A 17,945-nucleotide genomic window follows, 5' to 3' on the forward strand; every position below is an offset into this window, starting at 1 on the left:
CCACTGATAAGCCCAAACGAACTCCGACCTTCGCTAGGCAACTTCATAAAAAGGAAAAGCCGCCCGGATCGCTCCGGACGGCTTTTTTATTTCGATTGGTGCACCGATTATTCGGCAGCAGGAGCACCCTCGCCTGCCATGTCACGCAGCATCGGGGTTGCAAGATCCGCGCCGGTGCCCTTGCGACGTTCCTCGAGAATGAGGTCGTCACGCGAGGTAGCGATACGACGGATCTGGGTCATGGTACCACCGGTACCGGCCGGGATCAGACGACCGACGATGACGTTTTCCTTCAGGCCCTGCAACGTATCGGTCTTGCCGGCAATTGCCGCTTCCGTGAGAACCTTGGTGGTTTCCTGGAAGGACGCAGCCGAGATGAAGGACGGCGTTTGCAGCGAGGCCTTGGTGATACCGAGCAATACCGGATCGCCAAAGGCTGGCTTCTTGCCTTCTTCAACCAGACGTTCGTTGGCTTCGTCCAACTCGATACGGTCGACATTGTCGCCAACGATATACTGGCTGTCGCCGCTGTCGGTGATTTCGACCTTCTGCAGCATCTGGCGAACAATCACCTCGATGTGCTTGTCGTTGATCACAACGCCCTGCAAGCGATAGACTTCCTGGATTTCGTTGACTAGGTAGCTTGCGAGCGCCTCGACACCCTTGATCGCCAGAATATCGTGCGGAGCCGGATTACCGTCGAGGATATAGTCACCCTTCTCGATATAGTCGCCTTCCTGAAGATGGAAGGGCTTGCCCTTCGGGATCAGGTATTCGACTGGCTCGACACCGTCTTCCGCCGGCTCGATGATAACACGACGTTTGTTCTTGTAATCGCGGCCCAGACGGATGGTACCATCGATCTCAGCGATGATGGCGTGATCCTTCGGACGACGGGCTTCGAACAGTTCGGCAACACGCGGCAGACCACCGGTGATGTCCTTGGTCTTGGCGCTTTCCATTGGCGAACGAGCAAGAACGTCACCCTGGGAGACGCGCTGGCCGGGTTCAACCGACAGGATTGCATCAACCGACAGCTGGAACCGAGCTTCACCACCACGCGGAACCTTGAGCACATTGCCCTGAGTATCCTTGATGACAATTGCCGGCTTCAGATCGGCGCCACGCGGCGTCGAACGCCAGTCGATAACCTGACGCTTGGTGATACCAGTGGATTCGTCGGTGGCTTCCAGAACGGAGATACCGTCGACCAGATCCTCAAAATGAACGACACCTTCCACTTCGGTCATCATCGGGCGTGTGTATGGGTCCCACTCAGCCAGACGCTGACCGCGCTTGACCTTGTCGCCATCGTCGACAAACAACTTGGAACCATAGGCAACACGCTGCGAGGAGCGCTCAACACCGCGTTCGTCCAGGATCGTCACCGCGATGCTACGGCCCATGGCGACATAAATGCCGTCAGAGTTGCGCAGCATGTTGCGGTTCTTGATCTGGATAGTCCCCTCATAGGAGGCTTCCAGGAACGATTGGTCAACCACGTTGGCCGTACCGCCCAAGTGGAACGTACGCATGGTCAGCTGGGTACCTGGCTCACCGATGGACTGCGCAGCGATAACACCCACAGCTTCACCCATGTTCACAGGTGTACCACGGGCAAGGTCACGACCGTAGCAGATCGAGCAGACGCCGGTCTGAACTTCACAGGTCAGAGCCGAACGAATACGGATCGACTGAATACCAGCCTTTTCGATTTCGATGACATCGGCTTCAAGGATCATGCGACCAGCGTCAACGATCCGCTCACCCGTGACCGGATGATCGATATCATCAAGCGCCGTACGACCGAGAACACGCACGCCAATCGAAGCCACAACCTGACCGGCGTCAACAATCGCCGTCATGGTCAGGCCCTTGTCTGTACCGCAATCGACCAGATTAACGATGCAATCTTGGGCTACGTCAACCAGACGACGGGTCAGGTAACCCGAGTTCGCGGTCTTCAAGGCCGTGTCTGCAAGACCCTTACGGGCACCGTGGGTTGAGTTGAAGTACTCGTTAACGGTCAGACCTTCCTTAAAGTTCGAAATGATCGGAGTTTCAATGATTTCGCCCGATGGCTTGGCCATAAGACCACGCATACCACCCAGCTGACGCATCTGGTTCGGAGAACCACGCGCTCCGGAGTGAGACATCATGTAAATCGCGTTCATCGGCTTTTGGCGGCCAGTTTCCGGATCGAACTCAACAGCCTTAATGCGGGCCATCATGTCTTCCGCAACCTTTTCAGTCGCCTTACCCCAAGCGTCAACGACCTTGTTATACTTCTCACCCTGAGTGATCAGACCGTCGTTGTACTGCTGTTCGTATTCCTTCACCAAGGATTCGGTGTCGCCTACGATCTTCACCTTGGAGTCTGGAATGACCATGTCATCCTTACCGAAGGAAATGCCAGCCTTACAGGCGTGGCGGAAGCCAAGCTGCATGATCCGGTCGCAGAAAATCACCGTGTCCTTCTGGCCGCAATGACGATAAACCGTGTCGATCATCTTGGAGATGTTCTTCTTGGTCATTTCCTGATTGCAGGTGTCAAACGGCACGTTGACGTTCTTCGGCAGAAGTTCGCCAATCAGCATACGGCCCGGAGTGGTTTCGAAAATCTTCGAAACTGGCTTGCCGTCCGCATCCACGGTCTTGAAACGACCACGGATCTTGGAATGCAGCGTCACCACCTTGTTTTCAAGGGCGTGATGCAATTCACCGATGTCGGAGAACACCATGCCTTCGCCCGGCTCATTCTGGTTCATGATCGACAAATAGTAGAGACCGAGAACCATGTCCTGCGAAGGAACGATAATCGGCGCACCGTTTGCCGGATGCAGAATGTTGTTGGTGGACATCATCAACACGCGGGCTTCCAGCTGGGCTTCCAGCGAAAGCGGAACGTGAACAGCCATCTGGTCGCCGTCGAAGTCGGCGTTAAAGGCCGTGCAGACGAGCGGATGCAGCTGAATGGCCTTGCCTTCAACCAGAATAGGCTCGAACGCCTGAATGCCCAGACGGTGAAGCGTCGGTGCGCGGTTCAGCAGAACGGGATGTTCGCGGATAACCTCGTCGAGAATATCCCAAACTTCCGGCTTTTCCTTTTCAACCAGCTTCTTGGCCTGCTTGACGGTCGAGGAATAACCCTTGGCGTCGAGACGGGCGTAGATGAAAGGCTTGAACAGTTCGAGCGCCATTTTCTTTGGCAGACCGCACTGGTGCAGCTTCAGTTCCGGACCGGTCACGATAACCGAACGACCAGAATAGTCGACGCGCTTGCCGAGAAGGTTCTGGCGGAAGCGACCCTGCTTGCCCTTGAGCATATCGGACAGCGACTTCAGCGGACGCTTGTTGGCACCGGTGATGACGCGGCCACGGCGGCCGTTGTCGAACAGCGCATCTACAGATTCCTGCAACATGCGCTTTTCGTTACGGATGATGATGCCCGGAGCGCGCAGCTCGATCAAACGCTTCAAACGGTTGTTACGGTTGATGACGCGACGATAGAGATCGTTCAGGTCGGAGGTCGCAAAACGGCCACCATCCAGCGGAACCAACGGACGCAGGTCCGGCGGAATCACGGGAACAACCTTCATGATCATCCATTCAGGACGATTGCCCGATTCCATGAAGTTCTCAACTATCTTGAGACGCTTCATCAGCTTCTTCTGCTTCAGGTCCGACGTGGTGTCGGCAAGGTCCTGACGCAATTCGCCGGCGATGCGCTCGAGATTCATCGAGGCCAGCATTTCAAAGATGGCTTCAGCACCGATCATGGCGGTGAACTGGTCTTCACCATATTCATCGACCGCCATCATGTATTCTTCTTCGGACAGAAGCTGGTTCTGCTTAAGGGCCGTCAGGCCCGGCTCCGTGACAATGTAGTTTTCGAAGTAGAGAACGCGCTCCACGTCCTTCAACGTCATGTCGAGAAGGGTCGAAATGCGTGAAGGCAGCGACTTCAGGAACCAGATATGGGCAACCGGAGCGGCAAGCTCGATATGACCCATGCGCTCACGGCGAACGCGCGACAGGGTGACTTCCACGCCGCACTTTTCGCAGATGATGCCCTTGTACTTCATGCGCTTGTACTTGCCGCACAGGCACTCGTAATCCTTGATGGGACCAAAGATACGGGCGCAGAACAGACCGTCGCGCTCCGGCTTGAAAGTGCGGTAGTTGATGGTCTCAGGCTTTTTGATTTCGCCATACGACCAGGACAGGATCTTCTCCGGCGAGGCAATCGAAATCCGGATGGAATCGAAATGCTGCGCAGGGACCTGCGGGTTGAAAAGGTTCATGACCTCTTGGTTCATGCCTATCTCCTTGTGGGGCCAGGGGCCCTCAGCTTGGCGACGGATGCGGCCCTTCCCGGGAAGCCACACCGCGCCTTAAAACGACAATAACCGCTGAATGCGGCAAAAGTCCCCACGCCGGTTGATGTTTACAACTGGCGGAGGACGGCGCGCGCATCGAAACGCGCACGCCCCACTGTCACTGTTATTCCGCAGCGTCCGGCAACGGGTTGACGGTATCGGCCGTCTCGAGTTTGGAATTCTCCAACTCGACCGACAGACCAAGCGATCGCATTTCCTTGACGAGAACGTTGAAGCTCTCTGGAATACCGGCTTCGAACGTGTCGTCGCCCCGCACGATTGCTTCGTAGACTTTGGTACGTCCGGCCACGTCGTCCGACTTCACCGTCAGCATTTCCTGCAGGGTGTAGGCAGCGCCGTAAGCTTCCAGAGCCCAGACTTCCATTTCCCCGAAACGCTGACCGCCGAACTGTGCCTTGCCGCCCAAAGGCTGCTGGGTGACGAGCGAGTAAGGACCGATGGAACGTGCATGGATCTTGTCGTCAACCAAGTGGTTGAGCTTGATCATGTACATGTAACCAACGGTGACCTTGCGGTCGAAGGTTTCACCCGTCCGTCCATCATAGAGAACTGACTGGCCGGACGTGTGCAGACCGGCGCGGGTCAACATTTCCGAAACGTCGCTTTCATGCGCACCGTCGAAAACCGGCGTGGCGATGGAAAGCCCGCTCTTGGCCTGATCAGCAAGCCGCAGAAGAGACTCGTCGTCGAATCTGGCGACTTCGTCATGCGATTCACTGGCGTAGAGATCGACCAGTTCGGTCCTGAGCTCGGTGATGTCGAGATGCTTCTGGTAATCCTCAAGCATCTGCCCAATCTTGCGACCCATGCCAGCGCAAGCCCAGGCAAGGTGGGTTTCAAGAATCTGGCCGACATTCATACGCGACGGCACGCCCAGCGGGTTCAGAACGATATCGACATGCGTACCGTCTTCCAGGAACGGCATGTCTTCGACCGGAACGATGCGCGACACGACGCCCTTGTTACCATGACGGCCGGCCATCTTGTCGCCTGGCTGGATCTTGCGCTTCACAGCAACAAAGACCTTGACCATCTTCATGACGCCCGGAGGCATTTCATCACCGCGCTGGACCTTTTCGACCTTGTCCATGAAGCGCTGCTCAAGGCGCGACTTGGATTCGTCGTACTGACCACGAAGCGCTTCCAGCTCGCTTTGAACCTTCTCGTCTTCAACGGCAAACATCCACCATTGCGAACGCGGGTATTCAGAAATGACGGCGTTGTTCAGTTCGACGCCTTTCTTGAAACCCTTCGGACCGGCAATCGAAACCTGACCGCGCAGCGTGTCGAGCAAACGACCATAGACGTTGCGGTCCAGGATTGCCTGTTCGTCGTCGCGGTCCTTGGCAAGACGTTCGATTTCTTCTCGCTCGATGGCCATGGCGCGCTCGTCCTTTTCAACGCCGTGGCGGTTGAAAACACGAACTTCAACAATGGTCCCGAACGTGCCCGGAGGCATGCGCATCGAGGTATCGCGGACGTCAGAGGCCTTTTCACCGAAAATGGCGCGCAGAAGCTTTTCTTCAGGCGTCATCGGGCTTTCGCCCTTCGGAGTGATCTTGCCGACCAGGATATCGCCCGGCTGCACTTCTGCACCGATATAGACGATACCGGCTTCATCGAGGTTGCGCAGCGCTTCTTCCGAGACGTTCGGAATATCGCGGGTGATTTCTTCCGGTCCAAGCTTGGTATCGCGGGCCATGACTTCAAATTCCTCGATATGAATCGAGGTGAAGACATCTTCCGAAACGATACGCTCCGACATGAGGATGGAGTCCTCATAGTTGTAGCCGTTCCAAGGCATGAACGCGACAAGCGCGTTACGGCCAAGCGCCAAGTCGCCGAGGTCGGTCGACGGACCGTCCGCGATGATATCGCCCTTGTTCAGAATATCGCCGACGGCGACCAGCGGACGCTGGTTGACGCAGGTATTCTGGTTGGAACGCTGGAACTTCTGCAGGCGGTAGATATCAACACCGGACTTGCCGGCATCGAGATCTTCCGTGGCGCGGATAACGATACGCGTCGCATCCACCTGATCGACCACGCCGCCACGACGGGCGCCGATAGCCGCACCGGAGTCACGCGCCACGATCGGCTCCATGCCGGTCCCGACAAACGGGGCTTCAGCCCGCAGCAGAGGAACAGCCTGACGCTGCATGTTGGAGCCCATCAGAGCGCGGTTGGCGTCGTCGTTTTCCAGGAACGGAATAAGAGCCGCGGCAACGGACACGAGCTGCTTCGGCGAAACGTCCATCAAGTTGATGGTGTCGCGCGGCGACAGCATCACTTCTCCGGCATGACGGCAAACGACAAATTCCTCGACGAATTTGCCTTCAGCGTTCAGCTCGGCATTGGCCTGGGCAACGTAATACTTGGCCTCTTCCATGGCGGAGAGGTAGATAACGTCCTTGGTCACCACGCCGTCGATGATCTTACGATACGGGCTTTCGATGAAGCCGTATTTGTTGACACGAGCGAACGTGGCAAGCGAGTTGATCAGACCGATATTCGGGCCTTCCGGCGTCTCAATCGGGCAGATACGGCCGTAATGGGTCGGATGCACGTCGCGCACTTCAAAGCCGGCGCGCTCGCGGGTCAGACCACCCGGTCCAAGAGCCGAAAGACGGCGCTTGTGGGTGATTTCCGACAGCGGGTTGACCTGGTCCATGAACTGGCTGAGCTGGGACGAACCGAAGAACTCGCGCACAGCAGCAGCGGCAGGCTTGGCGTTGATCAGATCCTGCGGCATGACAGTATCGATTTCGATCGACGACATACGTTCCTTGATGGCGCGCTCCATGCGCAGCAGACCCAGGCGATACTGGTTCTCCATCAATTCACCGACGGAACGAACACGGCGGTTGCCGAGGTTGTCGATATCGTCGATTTCGCCCTTGCCGTCGCGCAACTCGACCAGCATCTTGACCACGGCCAGGATGTCTTCCTTGCGCAGAACGCGCACGGTGTCGGCCACTTCGAGATCGAGACGCATGTTCATCTTGACGCGGCCAACAGCCGACAGGTCATAGCGCTCGCTATCGAAGAACAGCGAGTTGAACATGGCTTCAGCCGAATCCATGGTTGGCGGCTCACCCGGACGCATGACGCGGTAGATGTCGAACAGCGCATCCTGGCGGTTTTCGTTCTTATCGGCAGCCAGCGTGTTGCGGATATAGGCGCCGACATTGATGTGATCGATGCCCAGAACCGGGATCTCTTCAAAGCCCGCATCAAGAATGATCGGCAGGGTCTTTTCGTCGATTTCGTCACCAGCTTCGAGATAGATCTCACCGGTTGCGAAATTGACGATATCTTCGGCCAGATAATTTCCGTAGAGGTCCTCGTCAGTCGCCTTCAGCGCTTTCAGACCCTTGTCCTGCAACTGGCGCAGAAGACGCGGGGTGAGCTTCTTGCCGGCTTCGACAACGACTTCGCCGCTATCGGCATCGACCATGTCTACGAGGGTCTTGGAGCCCTTCAGCGTTTCCGCCTGGAACGGCACGCGCCAGCCCTTGCCATCGCGCTTGTAGTCGGACTTCGAATAGAAGGTCGAGAGAATTTCTTCGCCGTCCATGCCCAGCGCCATCAGCAGCGAGGTCACGGGGATCTTGCGGCGGCGGTCGATACGGGCGTGGACAATGTCCTTGGCGTCGAATTCGATGTCGAGCCAGGAACCACGATAAGGAATGACGCGGGCGGCAAACAACAGCTTGCCGGAGGAATGGCTCTTGCCCTTGTCGTGGTCGAAGAACACGCCCGGCGAACGGTGCATCTGCGAGACGATAACGCGCTCGGTGCCGTTGACGATGAACGTACCGTTATTGGTCATCAAGGGCATGTCGCCCATGTAGACCGACTGTTCCTTGATGTCCTTGATCGAGCGGGCGCCCGTATCTTCATCAATATCGAACACGATCAGGCGCAAAGTAACCTTGAGCGGTGCCGCATAGGTCAGGTCGCGCTGGCGGCATTCATCGACGTCGAACTTCGGCGGCTCGAATTCGTAGGACACGAATTCCAACATCGAGGCACCGGAAAAATCGGTGATCGGGAAGACGGACTTGAAAACGGTTTGAAGTCCCTCGTCGGGACGACCACCTTCGGGCTCGTCAACCATGAGGAACTGATCGTAAGATGCCTTCTGAACCTCGATGAGGTTCGGCATTTCTGCGACTTCTGGAATTTTTCCGAAAAACTTGCGTACGCGCCTGCGACCGTTAAAGGAAAGGGTCTGAGCCATCGTCGCTCCTTGTCAGTTTGCACCCGGGCCTGCAACAGACGAACACCGCTGGCCAGGCGGCTCCGTCAATCATGGATCATCAATCTCGTTCCAGTTCAGGCGGAAAGGCCGGTTTGCCTTGAGCGCCTGATCGGAACCATCCTCTTGAGAACCCATTACCCAAAAGCCGTTTTACCGGCTTTTGGGTAATAATTTCCGTCAGGAGAACGGCTCCGGAGAGAGTTTGCACCCTCGCCGGAGCCGAAAGTATGAATTACTTGACGTCAACCTTGGCGCCAGCGTCTTCAAGCTTCTTCTTCAGGTCAGCAGCTTCAGCCTTGGAAACGGCTTCCTTGACAGCCTTCGGAGCGCCTTCAACGAGGTCCTTGGCTTCCTTCAGGCCGAGACCTGTGATCGCGCGAACTTCCTTGATGACGTTGATCTTGTTTGCGCCGGCATCCGTCAGGATAACGTCGAATTCAGTCTTTTCTTCTTCAACAACGGCGGCAGCACCACCGCCGGCAGCAGCAACAGCCACAGGAGCAGCTGCAGATACGCCCCACTTTTCTTCGAGCAGCTTGGAAAGCTCAGCAGCTTCCAGAACGGTCAAAGAGGAGAGGTCTTCTACGATCTTAGCGAGATCAGCCATTTTACTAGTCCTTTATCAGTGTTCGGTTCGAAACGAACTGGTTTTGGGTATGAACAGCGAAAAACCGCCTTACGCGGCTTCGTCCTTCTTGGCATAAGCCGCAAACACGCGAGCAAGCTGAGCTGCCGGTGCCTGAACAACGCCTGCGATGCGAGTAGCCGGGGTCTGAATCATGCCGACCAGCTTTGCACGCAGCTCGTCCAGCGAAGGCAGGGTCGCAAGCGACTTGACTGCATCCACGGAGAGCGTGGTTGTTCCCATGGAACCACCGAGAACAACGAGCTTGTCGTTGGTCTTGGCAAAATCCATGACGACTTTCGGAGCCGTGATTGGGTCAACGCTGTAAGCAATCAGCGTCTGGCCCTTGAAGAGATCTGTCATCCCTTCCGACTCCGTGCCCTGAAGAGCGATCTTGGCCAGACGGTTCTTCGCGACTTTGACGGTGCCGCCAGCCGCGCGCATTTTTGAACGGAAGTCGTTCATCTGCGCAACTGTGACACCAGCATAGTGGGCCACAACAACCGAACCAGAAGCCTTGAAGACTTCGTTCAGTTCTGTGACGAATTCGCGTTTTTCCGCTCTTTCCACTGTCTGTCTCCAGTAGACGGGACCGCAATCCTGCAGGCCCCATCGGGTTTGCCTTTGCCTCAAGGGATCTAAACTCGTCAGATCCCAAGCGACGCTTGAGGATCCTGCCCCCCCGCACTGTCACCCGAAGGCGTCAGGCACAAGGCACACAAGGCTCGAACCGACACTTCCGTAACGCCTTGGCGTCCGTGAAGAATTTCGGGTCTTACCCGTCTCATGCAGGCTGGATATTAAGGCCTTGCGACCGCCCACAATCTCGGACAGGAAATCCGGTTATAAAACCGGACATTCCCGGCCCCGAAGGACCGGGAATTCTTGAATACGGGGTGGAACACCCCGAAAAATTAAGCTGTGACCGACGAAGGGTCGATCTTGACGCCAGGACCCATGGTCGAGGAGATCGCTACGCGCTTGACGTAGTTACCCTTGGCGCCAGCAGGCTTTGCCTTGATGACGGCGTCAGCGAAAGCCTTGATGTTTTCTTCAAGAGCCTTGGCTTCGAACGAGGCCTTGCCGATACCGGCATGGATGATACCAGCCTTTTCAACGCGAAACTCGACAGCGCCGCCCTTGGATGCCTTAACAGCGCCAGCGACGTCCATGGTCACAGTACCAACCTTCGGGTTCGGCATCATGCCACGCGGGCCGAGAACCTTGCCGAGACGGCCGACCAGCGGCATCATGTCAGGCGTTGCGATGCAGCGGTCGAAGTCGATCTTGCCACCCTGGACGATTTCAACCAGGTCTTCGGCGCCAACGACTTCTGCGCCAGCTGCGCGGGCTTCATCAGCCTTTGCGCCACGAGCGAAGACGGCAACGCGAACGTCGCGGCCAGTGCCGTTTGGCAGGTTGACAACGCCACGGACCATCTGGTCGGCGTGACGTGGGTCAACGCCAAGGTTCATGGCGATTTCGATGGTTTCATCGAACTTGGCAACGGCACGTTCCTTGACCATCGAAATGGCGTCGGACAGAGCAACCAGCTTGGTGGGATCAACGCCTTCGCGGATCTTCTGAATACGCTTTGCAAGCTTTGCCATGATCAACCTACCACTTCCAGGCCCATGGAGCGGGCAGAGCCCTCGACCATTGCCATAGCGCCGTCAACGTCGGCAGCATTCAGATCCTTCATCTTGGCTTCGGCGATCGTACGGACCTGGGCCTTGGTGATGGTACCAACCTTTGCGCCCTTGCCCGGAGTCTTAGAACCGGACTGGATCTTAGCTTCCTTCTTCAACCAGTAAGTCACTGGCGGCTGTTTCATGATGAAGGTGAAGGACTTGTCCTGGTAATAGGTAATGACGACCGGGATCGGCATGCCCTTTTCCATTTCCTGCGTAGCGGCATTGAACGCCTTGCAGAATTCCATGATATTTACACCACGCTGACCAAGCGCAGGACCGATTGGCGGGGACGGGTTAGCCGATCCTGCCTTGACCTGAAGCTTGAGCTGGCCTGCAACTTTCTTAGCCATTTCTCTCTGCCTTTCTATCAGACCGGTTGCCCGGCCCACTCATGCCGGACATGCCGGCGGCTGCGGTTGCGTGGTGCGTATGAACGGTCCGGCTTAAGAGACCGCCGCACTCCCACGCGAAACGGGAGGTTTCCCTCCCGCAGCAATCAGACCTTTTCGACCTGACTGTATTCAAGCTCGACCGGTGTAGCGCGGCCGAAGATCGACACTTCGACCTTAAGGCGCGACCGCTCTTCATCGACATCCTGAACAACACCGTTGAAGGATGCAAAAGGACCGTCGGAAACGCGAACCTGCTCGCCGATCTCGAAGGACAGCGAGGACTTGGGACGCTCGACACCCTCCTGAACCTGGCCGAGAATCCGATCAGCCTCATAGTCAGGAATCGGAACCGGCTTATTGTCGGAACCCAGGAAGCCCGTGACCTTCGGGGTATTCTTGATCAGGTGGTAGACCTCATCGGTCAAATTCGCCCGCACCAGCACATAGCCGGGGAAGAATTTGCGCTCACTGTCCACCTTGCGGCCCCGGCGAACCTCGACGACCTTCTCGGTCGGAACGAGAATCTTTTCAAAGAGATGTCCAAGACCCTTCTGACGAGCCTTCTCTTCGATCGATTCCGCAACCTTCTTTTCAAAATTCGAATATGCGTGGACGATATACCAACGTGCAGCCATGTTCGTTCCCGTCCTGTTAATTGCCAAGATTCAGGACAAGGCTCAAAACCCAGCCAATAACCTGATCCGCCGCAAAGAAAAACAGCGAGGCAAAAATCACCATGGCCAACACCATCAGCGTCGAGATCACAGTCTCGCGGCGCGACGGCCAGGTGACTTTGGACGTTTCGGAGCGAACCTGCTGCAAAAACGCAAATGGATTAGTCTTCGATGCCATCTAATGCCCACGCATTTACGGCACGTAAAGCTGAAAAGATCAGCCCCACGCACCGCGTGTCTGTTTGAGTGTTACATAAACGCCGATTCTCACTTTAACAAGGGCAAAACCGACATTTAAACAAATTCTACAACGCCAAAACTCACAAGCCGAAAAAATCAATTCCAACACTGTGTGAAAAATGGCAGGGGCAGTAAGGCTCGAACTTACGACCTGCGGTTTTGGAGACCGCCGCTCTACCAACTGAGCTATACCCCTATCTGCACGTCCGAGTGATGCGCCGATGGCCATCCCGTCCGTTGCTTGGCGCTCCGTTTAAGACGGTCGGTGACGATTGGCAAGAGGGTTTTTTGCACATTCAGGACAAAATACCATTTTCCTACCAGTGACGACTATAGCTTGCCCGGAAGGTCGTCGAAGGTGCATCGAGCAGATTGGTCATCGCGGCGGAAAGACCAACATCGCCGAAAACCTTTTTCTCAATACCGACAGATCCCGTCGTCGTCGCATCAAGCTGATCGATACCCGCTTCGCTGTAAAGCGACGCTGACCAATCCGGCATGGACAAATCCAGCCGCTGGCTTGCCGATAGCCCCGCCCCGTCACCACTGACCCGGCGCACCTCGATAATGCGCGTCGAGCCAAGCGTGAAATCAGGCGTCAGTGTCCAGTTCCAGGCGCGTTCCATCGACAGGCTGGATGCACCCGTTGCGGGCGTGAAACTGGTATTGAGGTAGGTCGCAGGCCCATTCGTTTTGTCGCTCCCTTCCAGCCGCACCCGCCCCCAAAGCCGCAAAGGCAGTGTGGATTGATCCACCTGCCCGCTCTTGGTGGCGATAACAGAGGTATCGACACCTATTTTCGGTTCAAAGGCATTGCGCAACTGAACGCCGGTTTGAATGGCAACGCCGCTCGTGCCGTTGCGTGAGACGTTCCAGATCAGCGGTCGGCCAAAGTCGGCAGCCTGGCCAACCCAGGCAAATGGTAGAATCAAAAAAGGCGCAATCGCAACCGCGCACATCAGACGAATCATAGACGCATCTTTATGTGTTTAGGGTGGGCTCGGCCCCAAGCAAAGCGGGACGGTGTAGATAGTTATATCACTATGTTACAGGGCAGTTATCGCAGCCGCAAGTCACGTTTTTGCGTTGCAACATGACAAGGCTTTGATCAACTCTTCGCCTTTTTGGCGTTCAATCGCTGTTTTCTGGTTTTCGGCTTCAGCTTTTTGGAGAGCTGATAAAACCAGCGCAGGATCTTGGTGATGGAAATCAGCTTATCGATTTCCTTGTTTGACCCTTCAAGGCGGCTAGCCAGCACGTCAGCAGCAGACAGCGCAACCGCCCCCTCGCTCAAGTCCGGAAATCGTTGCAGTAACGCAGCGTAAGCATTTTTCTCGGCTGCCCCTGGCGCGACCAGTTTGCCGGAATGGATGAACAATCGCAGCACGACCTGTTCGAATGTCCAGTCATGTAGATGAAAGACTTTCCACTTCTCACTGCGCCGCGCTGAAAATCCATCCAACAGGATGGTCTTTTCGGGCAGGTGTTCGCTCAGCCACAAGGCCAAGGCAAAACCGCTGGTCGGAATATGATCATCAGGGTAAAAACTGGAAAAATGGCTGGAGAGATCCAGATGGCCGACCGCAGCCCCTTCGAATTTTGTGGCATCACTGAACAATTCGCCAGGATGGGCCCTGACATTCATCACGCCCAGAAATTCATCGCCCGGAAAATAGCCAAGCACATTCTTGACTTCCTTGCGGTAAACGATGTTGGCGCCGACCGAACCACTGCGCGCCACCAGCAGAGACGGGCGATCGAACGGCTTGTCGAGAATCTTGTAGACCTTATTGAAAAAAACGAACAAGGCAGTTTGTGGCAGTTCGCGCCGCAGCCTGTCCACATTGGCCTCCTCGCTGTTGGCGACGAGGACAATGTGAGTGAAACGGCCGAGCAACGCCTGCCAGTCCGCAAAGGCCTGGATGCTGGCGGTCGTGGGGGGCGCGCTGCCGTTCTGGACTGTCATGGTCACAGGCTCTGTGTGACGTGCAGCATGCGTTCGCGGGCAGCAAACCACTCTTCTGCATAATCGTCATTCTTGTATTGTTCGAAATAAGGGCCGCCATCGGTGAAATGGACGATCTTGGCGGCCGGGTCATGGTCATATTCGTTGACCAGATAATTCCAATGCAGCGGCAGCCCACCGATCAGGTCATCGCTTTCAAGCCATTTGAACTGGTGCAGTTGCAGACCGGTTGCGGTGTTGACGTAATCCTTGGTCAGCGCCGTGCATTTGGCGTTGTTGAACAGCATGATGCTCGACCAGTTCTTCTTTTCGTATTTGGTCTGAGTCTGACCGAGAAACTTGGTTTCCACCTTTGGCTGATAGTCATGCTTGACACACATCACGGCGTAGCGGTCGTCACGCAATGCCCAAAGTTCGGCGAGATCGGCGCGCGCCAGCATGTCGCAATCCATGAACATGCTCCAGCCCTGGTAATCGCTCAGATAAGGCACGAGAAACCGGGAGAAGGAAAACTCCGTCGATTGCAGTGGATTGCGCTCGCGCGTGAAAATACTGGCCAGATTGTCGAGGACGATGGGTGTGAAGGCGACGGGAATGGACGAATGTTCAAGAATGCTCTGCGCGAGCACATGATAGGCCACGACTTCCTTTGTATCGAAGCCAATGAAAATCTGAAGCTTGTTGTCCAACACCGTTCACTCCTGAAATCGTAAGTCTGGTTTGTCTTAAATGATAGGCGCCGGTGGAGACAAGGGAACGAGACCCTTAAGTGCCATCATCTTGAGAAATTTGCAGCGCGGTTTGTCGCATCGCAGATTTTCTCTCTGTCTCGAATGCAATCGCGTCCAATTTGAGGACGATGGGCATAATCAACACCATCTGCGAAGAGGACTCGAGGGCACATACAAAAAACCCCGCTGTTGCCAGCGGGGTCCAATCTCATATCTCTAAAGAGATGCAATTATTCGATGATCGAAGCGACGATGCCGGCGCCGACGGTGCGGCCACCTTCGCGGATCGCGAAGCGCAGCTTTTCTTCCATGGCGATCGGAACGATCAGTTCAACCTGAACCGTGACGTTGTCACCAGGCATAACCATTTCCGTGCCTTCCGGCAGAGAAACAATACCGGTAACGTCCGTCGTGCGGAAGTAGAACTGCGGACGGTAGTTGGTGAAGAACGGTGTATGACGGCCGCCTTCTTCCTTCGTCAGGATGTAGGCTTCTGCCATGAACTTCTTGTGCGGCTTAACCGAACCGGGCTTGCACAGGATCTGACCGCGCTCAACGCCATCGCGCTGTACGCCGCGAACCAGGGCACCAATGTTGTCGCCAGCCTGGCCCTGATCGAGCAGCTTGCGGAACATTTCAACGCCGGTAACGGTCGTCTTCGAGGTCGCGCGGATGCCGACGATTTCGACTTCTTCGCCAACCTTAACGATACCACGCTCAACGCGACCCGTCACAACCGTACCACGGCCAGAGATCGAGAACACGTCTTCGATTGGCATCAGGAACGGCTGGTCAATCGGGCGCTCAGGCGTCGGAATGTAGGAGTCAACTGCCGCCATCAGTTCGCGAATCGCGTCTTCGCCGATCTTCTTGTTGCTGTCTTCCAGAGCAGCAAGAGCCGAACCCTTGACAATCGGAATATCGTCGCCCGGGAAGTCGTAGGACGACAGAAGTTCGCGCACTTCCAGTTCGACCAGCTCCAGAAGCTCTTCGTCGTCAACCTGGTCAACCTTGTTCAGGAACACGACGATGGCGGGAACGCCAACCTGGCGAGCCAGAAGAATGTGCTCGCGGGTCTGCGGCATCGGGCCGTCAGCTGCCGAGCAAACCAGGATCGCGCCGTCCATCTGCGCTGCACCGGTGATCATGTTCTTGACGTAGTCGGCGTGGCCGGGGCAGTCAACGTGAGCGTAGTGACGGGCAGGCGTTTCATATTCGACGTGCGCCGTCGAAATGGTGATGCCGCGGGCCTTTTCTTCCGGAGCGGCGTCGATCTGGTCATACGCCTTGTATTCACCGAAATACTTCGTAATTGCTGCCGTCAGCGACGTCTTGCCGTGGTCAACGTGGCCGATCGTGCCGATGTTAACGTGCGGCTTGTTGCGCTCAAACTTACTCTTTGCCATTTGAATGCTTCCTGTGAACGTAAAAGGTTGACGCGGCGAACCGGTTTAGTGCCGCCGTTTAAGGCTTTCGGTCCGATTGCGCAAGCCATAAATGCGCATGGCCCAAAGCAGGTGCTTTGCGGGGGTGTCCAGCAGCGCAATTCCTGCAAATGCGCGTGATAACGGCACAGATCGCATATGGGGAAACAGTTGTGAGAGATTATTGAAAGCTGGAGCGGGTAGCGGGAATCGAACCCGCGTATTCAGCTTGGAAGGCTGCTGCTCTACCATTGAGCTATACCCGCGGCGGTTTTAGATCCAGGTGTCGAAATGGTGGAGGGAGTTGGATTTGAACCAACGTAGGCTGAGCCAACGGATTTACAGTCCGTCCCCTTTAACCACTCGGGCATCCCTCCAGTATTTCGACCGGATCAAGCAACCAAGCTTACTATCCCGGAGCGTCGAACTTCGCTTTCAAGCTTGGCTCACCGCGTTCCGTGGCGGCTATATGACGGCCCGAAACGGAGATGTCAACACGCCTTAGACGGAAAATTTTCATGTTTTTTCCTCGTTCAGGCATCCCGGCAAACCCGGGGTCTCTATCCCCTGGCACGCAAGCCCGCTATAAGGCGCCATGAGCAAAGATAACCCAAACGACACGTCCGACCGCGACAGCCACTATGCAACTTTGCGCCGTCAGGTGCGGGATGCAAAGCGTGAGCGCGGCGAGATTCCCACCCCGCAACCGCAAAAACGGCGCAAGTCCAACGCCGATTGGACACCGCCGCCGATCGCCCCCGACCAGGTATTTTTATATGGCCTGCACACGGTGCGCGCCGCCCTCAACAATCCCGAACGCAAGCCGATCAAGCTGTCGCTGACCCAGAATGCGCTTGTACGGCTGGAAATCGGCCCGGTCGATGCCCTGCCCTTTCCTGTGGAAATCGTCACGCCGCAGGATCTCGACAAGCATCTGGGGCCGGAAGCCATTCATCAGGGCGTCATGCTGGAGACCCGGCCACTGCCGCCTCGCCGTCTTGAAGCGCTGAAGGAAAGCCCGCTGTTGCTGGTGCTCGACCAGGTGACTGATCCGCATAATGTCGGGGCAATCATGCGCACCGCCGTCGCCTTCGGTGCTGGCGCGGTGATCACCACTATGCGCCACAGCCCGACCGAATCGGGTGTACTCGCGAAATCAGCCTCCGGTGCGCTGGAATTGATCCCCTATATCCAGATCACCAATCTCGCCGAGGCGCTGGGCGAATTGCATAAGCTCGGTTTCGTGTCCATCGGGCTCGATTCGGAAGGGCCGCGCCCGCTGGAAGAGACATTCAGTGGTGACAAGCTGGCGTTGGTGCTTGGTTCCGAAGGCAAGGGCCTGCGCCAGAAAACCCGTGACACGGTCAATGCGCTGGCCCGGCTCGACATGCCCGGCGAGATCAAATCGCTGAACGTGTCGAATGCGGCGGCTATCGCCTTGTATGCGTCACGCCAATTCCTGCTGCGCAAAAGCTGACATCAAAGAGCCGGTTCCCATGTCCTCGACCTCGGAACCGGCGTCTACCAAGGCTTTC

At 56.2% G+C, this 17,945-nt stretch carries 13 protein-coding genes and 3 tRNA genes; 1 reads left to right on the forward strand and 15 read right to left on the reverse strand.

The features are described 5' to 3' along the window. Positions 1–107: 107 nt before the first annotated feature. The 15 genes from rpoC to H1Y61_RS12620 form a co-directional block, all read right to left on the reverse strand. Entirely contained in the window at positions 108–4,319 is a 4,212-nt protein-coding gene (gene rpoC, locus H1Y61_RS12550; RefSeq protein ID WP_015915732.1) for a DNA-directed RNA polymerase subunit beta', read from the reverse strand. Between the two features lie 184 nt (positions 4,320–4,503). Further along, positions 4,504–8,643 carry a DNA-directed RNA polymerase subunit beta gene (rpoB, locus tag H1Y61_RS12555; protein WP_015915731.1) on the reverse strand — a complete coding sequence of 1,380 codons (4,140 nt, stop codon included), beginning with the start codon at positions 8,641–8,643 and terminating at the stop codon, positions 4,504–4,506. A gap of 253 nt (positions 8,644–8,896) precedes the next feature. Next, the gene (rplL, locus tag H1Y61_RS12560; protein WP_015915730.1) at positions 8,897–9,271 is read right to left on the reverse strand and encodes a 50S ribosomal protein L7/L12; all 375 of its coding nucleotides are present in this window, start codon (positions 9,269–9,271) and stop codon (positions 8,897–8,899) included. Positions 9,272–9,340: 69 nt separating this feature from the next. Beyond that, entirely contained in the window at positions 9,341–9,859 is a 519-nt protein-coding gene (gene rplJ / locus H1Y61_RS12565) for a 50S ribosomal protein L10 (protein ID WP_015915729.1), read from the reverse strand. Positions 9,860–10,203: 344 nt separating this feature from the next. Next, positions 10,204–10,899 (reverse strand): 50S ribosomal protein L1, encoded by a 696-nt coding sequence (gene rplA, locus H1Y61_RS12570; RefSeq protein WP_015915728.1) that lies wholly within the window; start codon positions 10,897–10,899, stop codon positions 10,204–10,206. Between the two features lie 2 nt (positions 10,900–10,901). After that, positions 10,902–11,333 (reverse strand): 50S ribosomal protein L11, encoded by a 432-nt coding sequence (gene rplK / locus H1Y61_RS12575; RefSeq protein ID WP_070167176.1) that lies wholly within the window; start codon positions 11,331–11,333, stop codon positions 10,902–10,904. Positions 11,334–11,479: 146 nt separating this feature from the next. After that, positions 11,480–12,010 carry a transcription termination/antitermination protein NusG gene (nusG, locus tag H1Y61_RS12580; RefSeq protein ID WP_015915726.1) on the reverse strand — a complete coding sequence of 177 codons (531 nt, stop codon included), beginning with the start codon at positions 12,008–12,010 and terminating at the stop codon, positions 11,480–11,482. A 16-nt stretch (positions 12,011–12,026) separates the two neighbouring features. Next, positions 12,027–12,227 carry a preprotein translocase subunit SecE gene (secE, locus tag H1Y61_RS12585; RefSeq protein ID WP_015915725.1) on the reverse strand — a complete coding sequence of 67 codons (201 nt, stop codon included), beginning with the start codon at positions 12,225–12,227 and terminating at the stop codon, positions 12,027–12,029. Positions 12,228–12,409: 182 nt separating this feature from the next. Next, a tRNA-Trp gene (locus H1Y61_RS12590) sits at positions 12,410–12,485 on the reverse strand. Positions 12,486–12,606: 121 nt separating this feature from the next. Further along, on the reverse strand, positions 12,607–13,260 hold the full coding sequence (locus H1Y61_RS12595) for a hypothetical protein (protein WP_180572795.1): 654 nt from the start codon (positions 13,258–13,260) through the stop codon (positions 12,607–12,609). Between the two features lie 137 nt (positions 13,261–13,397). Further along, positions 13,398–14,255 carry a 3-deoxy-manno-octulosonate cytidylyltransferase gene (locus H1Y61_RS12600; protein ID WP_235680718.1) on the reverse strand — a complete coding sequence of 286 codons (858 nt, stop codon included), beginning with the start codon at positions 14,253–14,255 and terminating at the stop codon, positions 13,398–13,400. A 2-nt stretch (positions 14,256–14,257) separates the two neighbouring features. Continuing rightward, complete coding sequence (locus tag H1Y61_RS12605; protein ID WP_180572796.1) at positions 14,258–14,947, reverse strand: glycosyltransferase family protein; 690 nt, start codon at positions 14,945–14,947, stop codon at positions 14,258–14,260. Positions 14,948–15,216: 269 nt separating this feature from the next. Next, positions 15,217–16,392 carry an elongation factor Tu gene (gene tuf, locus H1Y61_RS12610; protein WP_015915721.1) on the reverse strand — a complete coding sequence of 392 codons (1,176 nt, stop codon included), beginning with the start codon at positions 16,390–16,392 and terminating at the stop codon, positions 15,217–15,219. 210 nt (positions 16,393–16,602) lie between these two features. Then, positions 16,603–16,676 (reverse strand) — tRNA-Gly (locus H1Y61_RS12615). A 26-nt stretch (positions 16,677–16,702) separates the two neighbouring features. Then, positions 16,703–16,787 (reverse strand) — tRNA-Tyr (locus tag H1Y61_RS12620). 218 nt (positions 16,788–17,005) lie between these two features. Between H1Y61_RS12620 and rlmB the strand changes: the two genes are divergently transcribed. Next, positions 17,006–17,887, forward strand: a complete 882-nt coding sequence (gene rlmB, locus H1Y61_RS12625) for a 23S rRNA (guanosine(2251)-2'-O)-methyltransferase RlmB (protein ID WP_180572797.1) — start codon at positions 17,006–17,008, stop codon at positions 17,885–17,887. Positions 17,888–17,945 lie beyond the last annotated feature (58 nt).

It is taken from the genome of Agrobacterium vitis (genome assembly GCF_013426735.1).
Classification (GTDB): Bacteria; Pseudomonadota; Alphaproteobacteria; order Rhizobiales; family Rhizobiaceae; genus Allorhizobium; species Allorhizobium vitis_D.

Coding starts and splice junctions, on each gene's coding strand:
- secE (WP_015915725.1), bottom strand. CDS start 12,227: ATGGCATCGAAGACTAATCCATTTGCGTTTTTGCAGCAGGTTCGCTCC.
- rpoC (WP_015915732.1), bottom strand. CDS start 4,319: ATGAACCAAGAGGTCATGAACCTTTTCAACCCGCAGGTCCCTGCGCAG.
- tuf (WP_015915721.1), bottom strand. CDS start 16,392: ATGGCAAAGAGTAAGTTTGAGCGCAACAAGCCGCACGTTAACATCGGC.
- rlmB (WP_180572797.1), top strand. CDS start 17,006: ATGAGCAAAGATAACCCAAACGACACGTCCGACCGCGACAGCCACTAT.
- rpoB (WP_015915731.1), bottom strand. CDS start 8,643: ATGGCTCAGACCCTTTCCTTTAACGGTCGCAGGCGCGTACGCAAGTTT.
- nusG (WP_015915726.1), bottom strand. CDS start 12,010: ATGGCTGCACGTTGGTATATCGTCCACGCATATTCGAATTTTGAAAAG.
- H1Y61_RS12600 (WP_235680718.1), bottom strand. CDS start 14,255: ATGACAGTCCAGAACGGCAGCGCGCCCCCCACGACCGCCAGCATCCAG.
- rplA (WP_015915728.1), bottom strand. CDS start 10,899: ATGGCAAAGCTTGCAAAGCGTATTCAGAAGATCCGCGAAGGCGTTGAT.
- rplL (WP_015915730.1), bottom strand. CDS start 9,271: ATGGCTGATCTCGCTAAGATCGTAGAAGACCTCTCCTCTTTGACCGTT.
- H1Y61_RS12595 (WP_180572795.1), bottom strand. CDS start 13,260: ATGATTCGTCTGATGTGCGCGGTTGCGATTGCGCCTTTTTTGATTCTA.
- rplK (WP_070167176.1), bottom strand. CDS start 11,333: ATGGCTAAGAAAGTTGCAGGCCAGCTCAAGCTTCAGGTCAAGGCAGGA.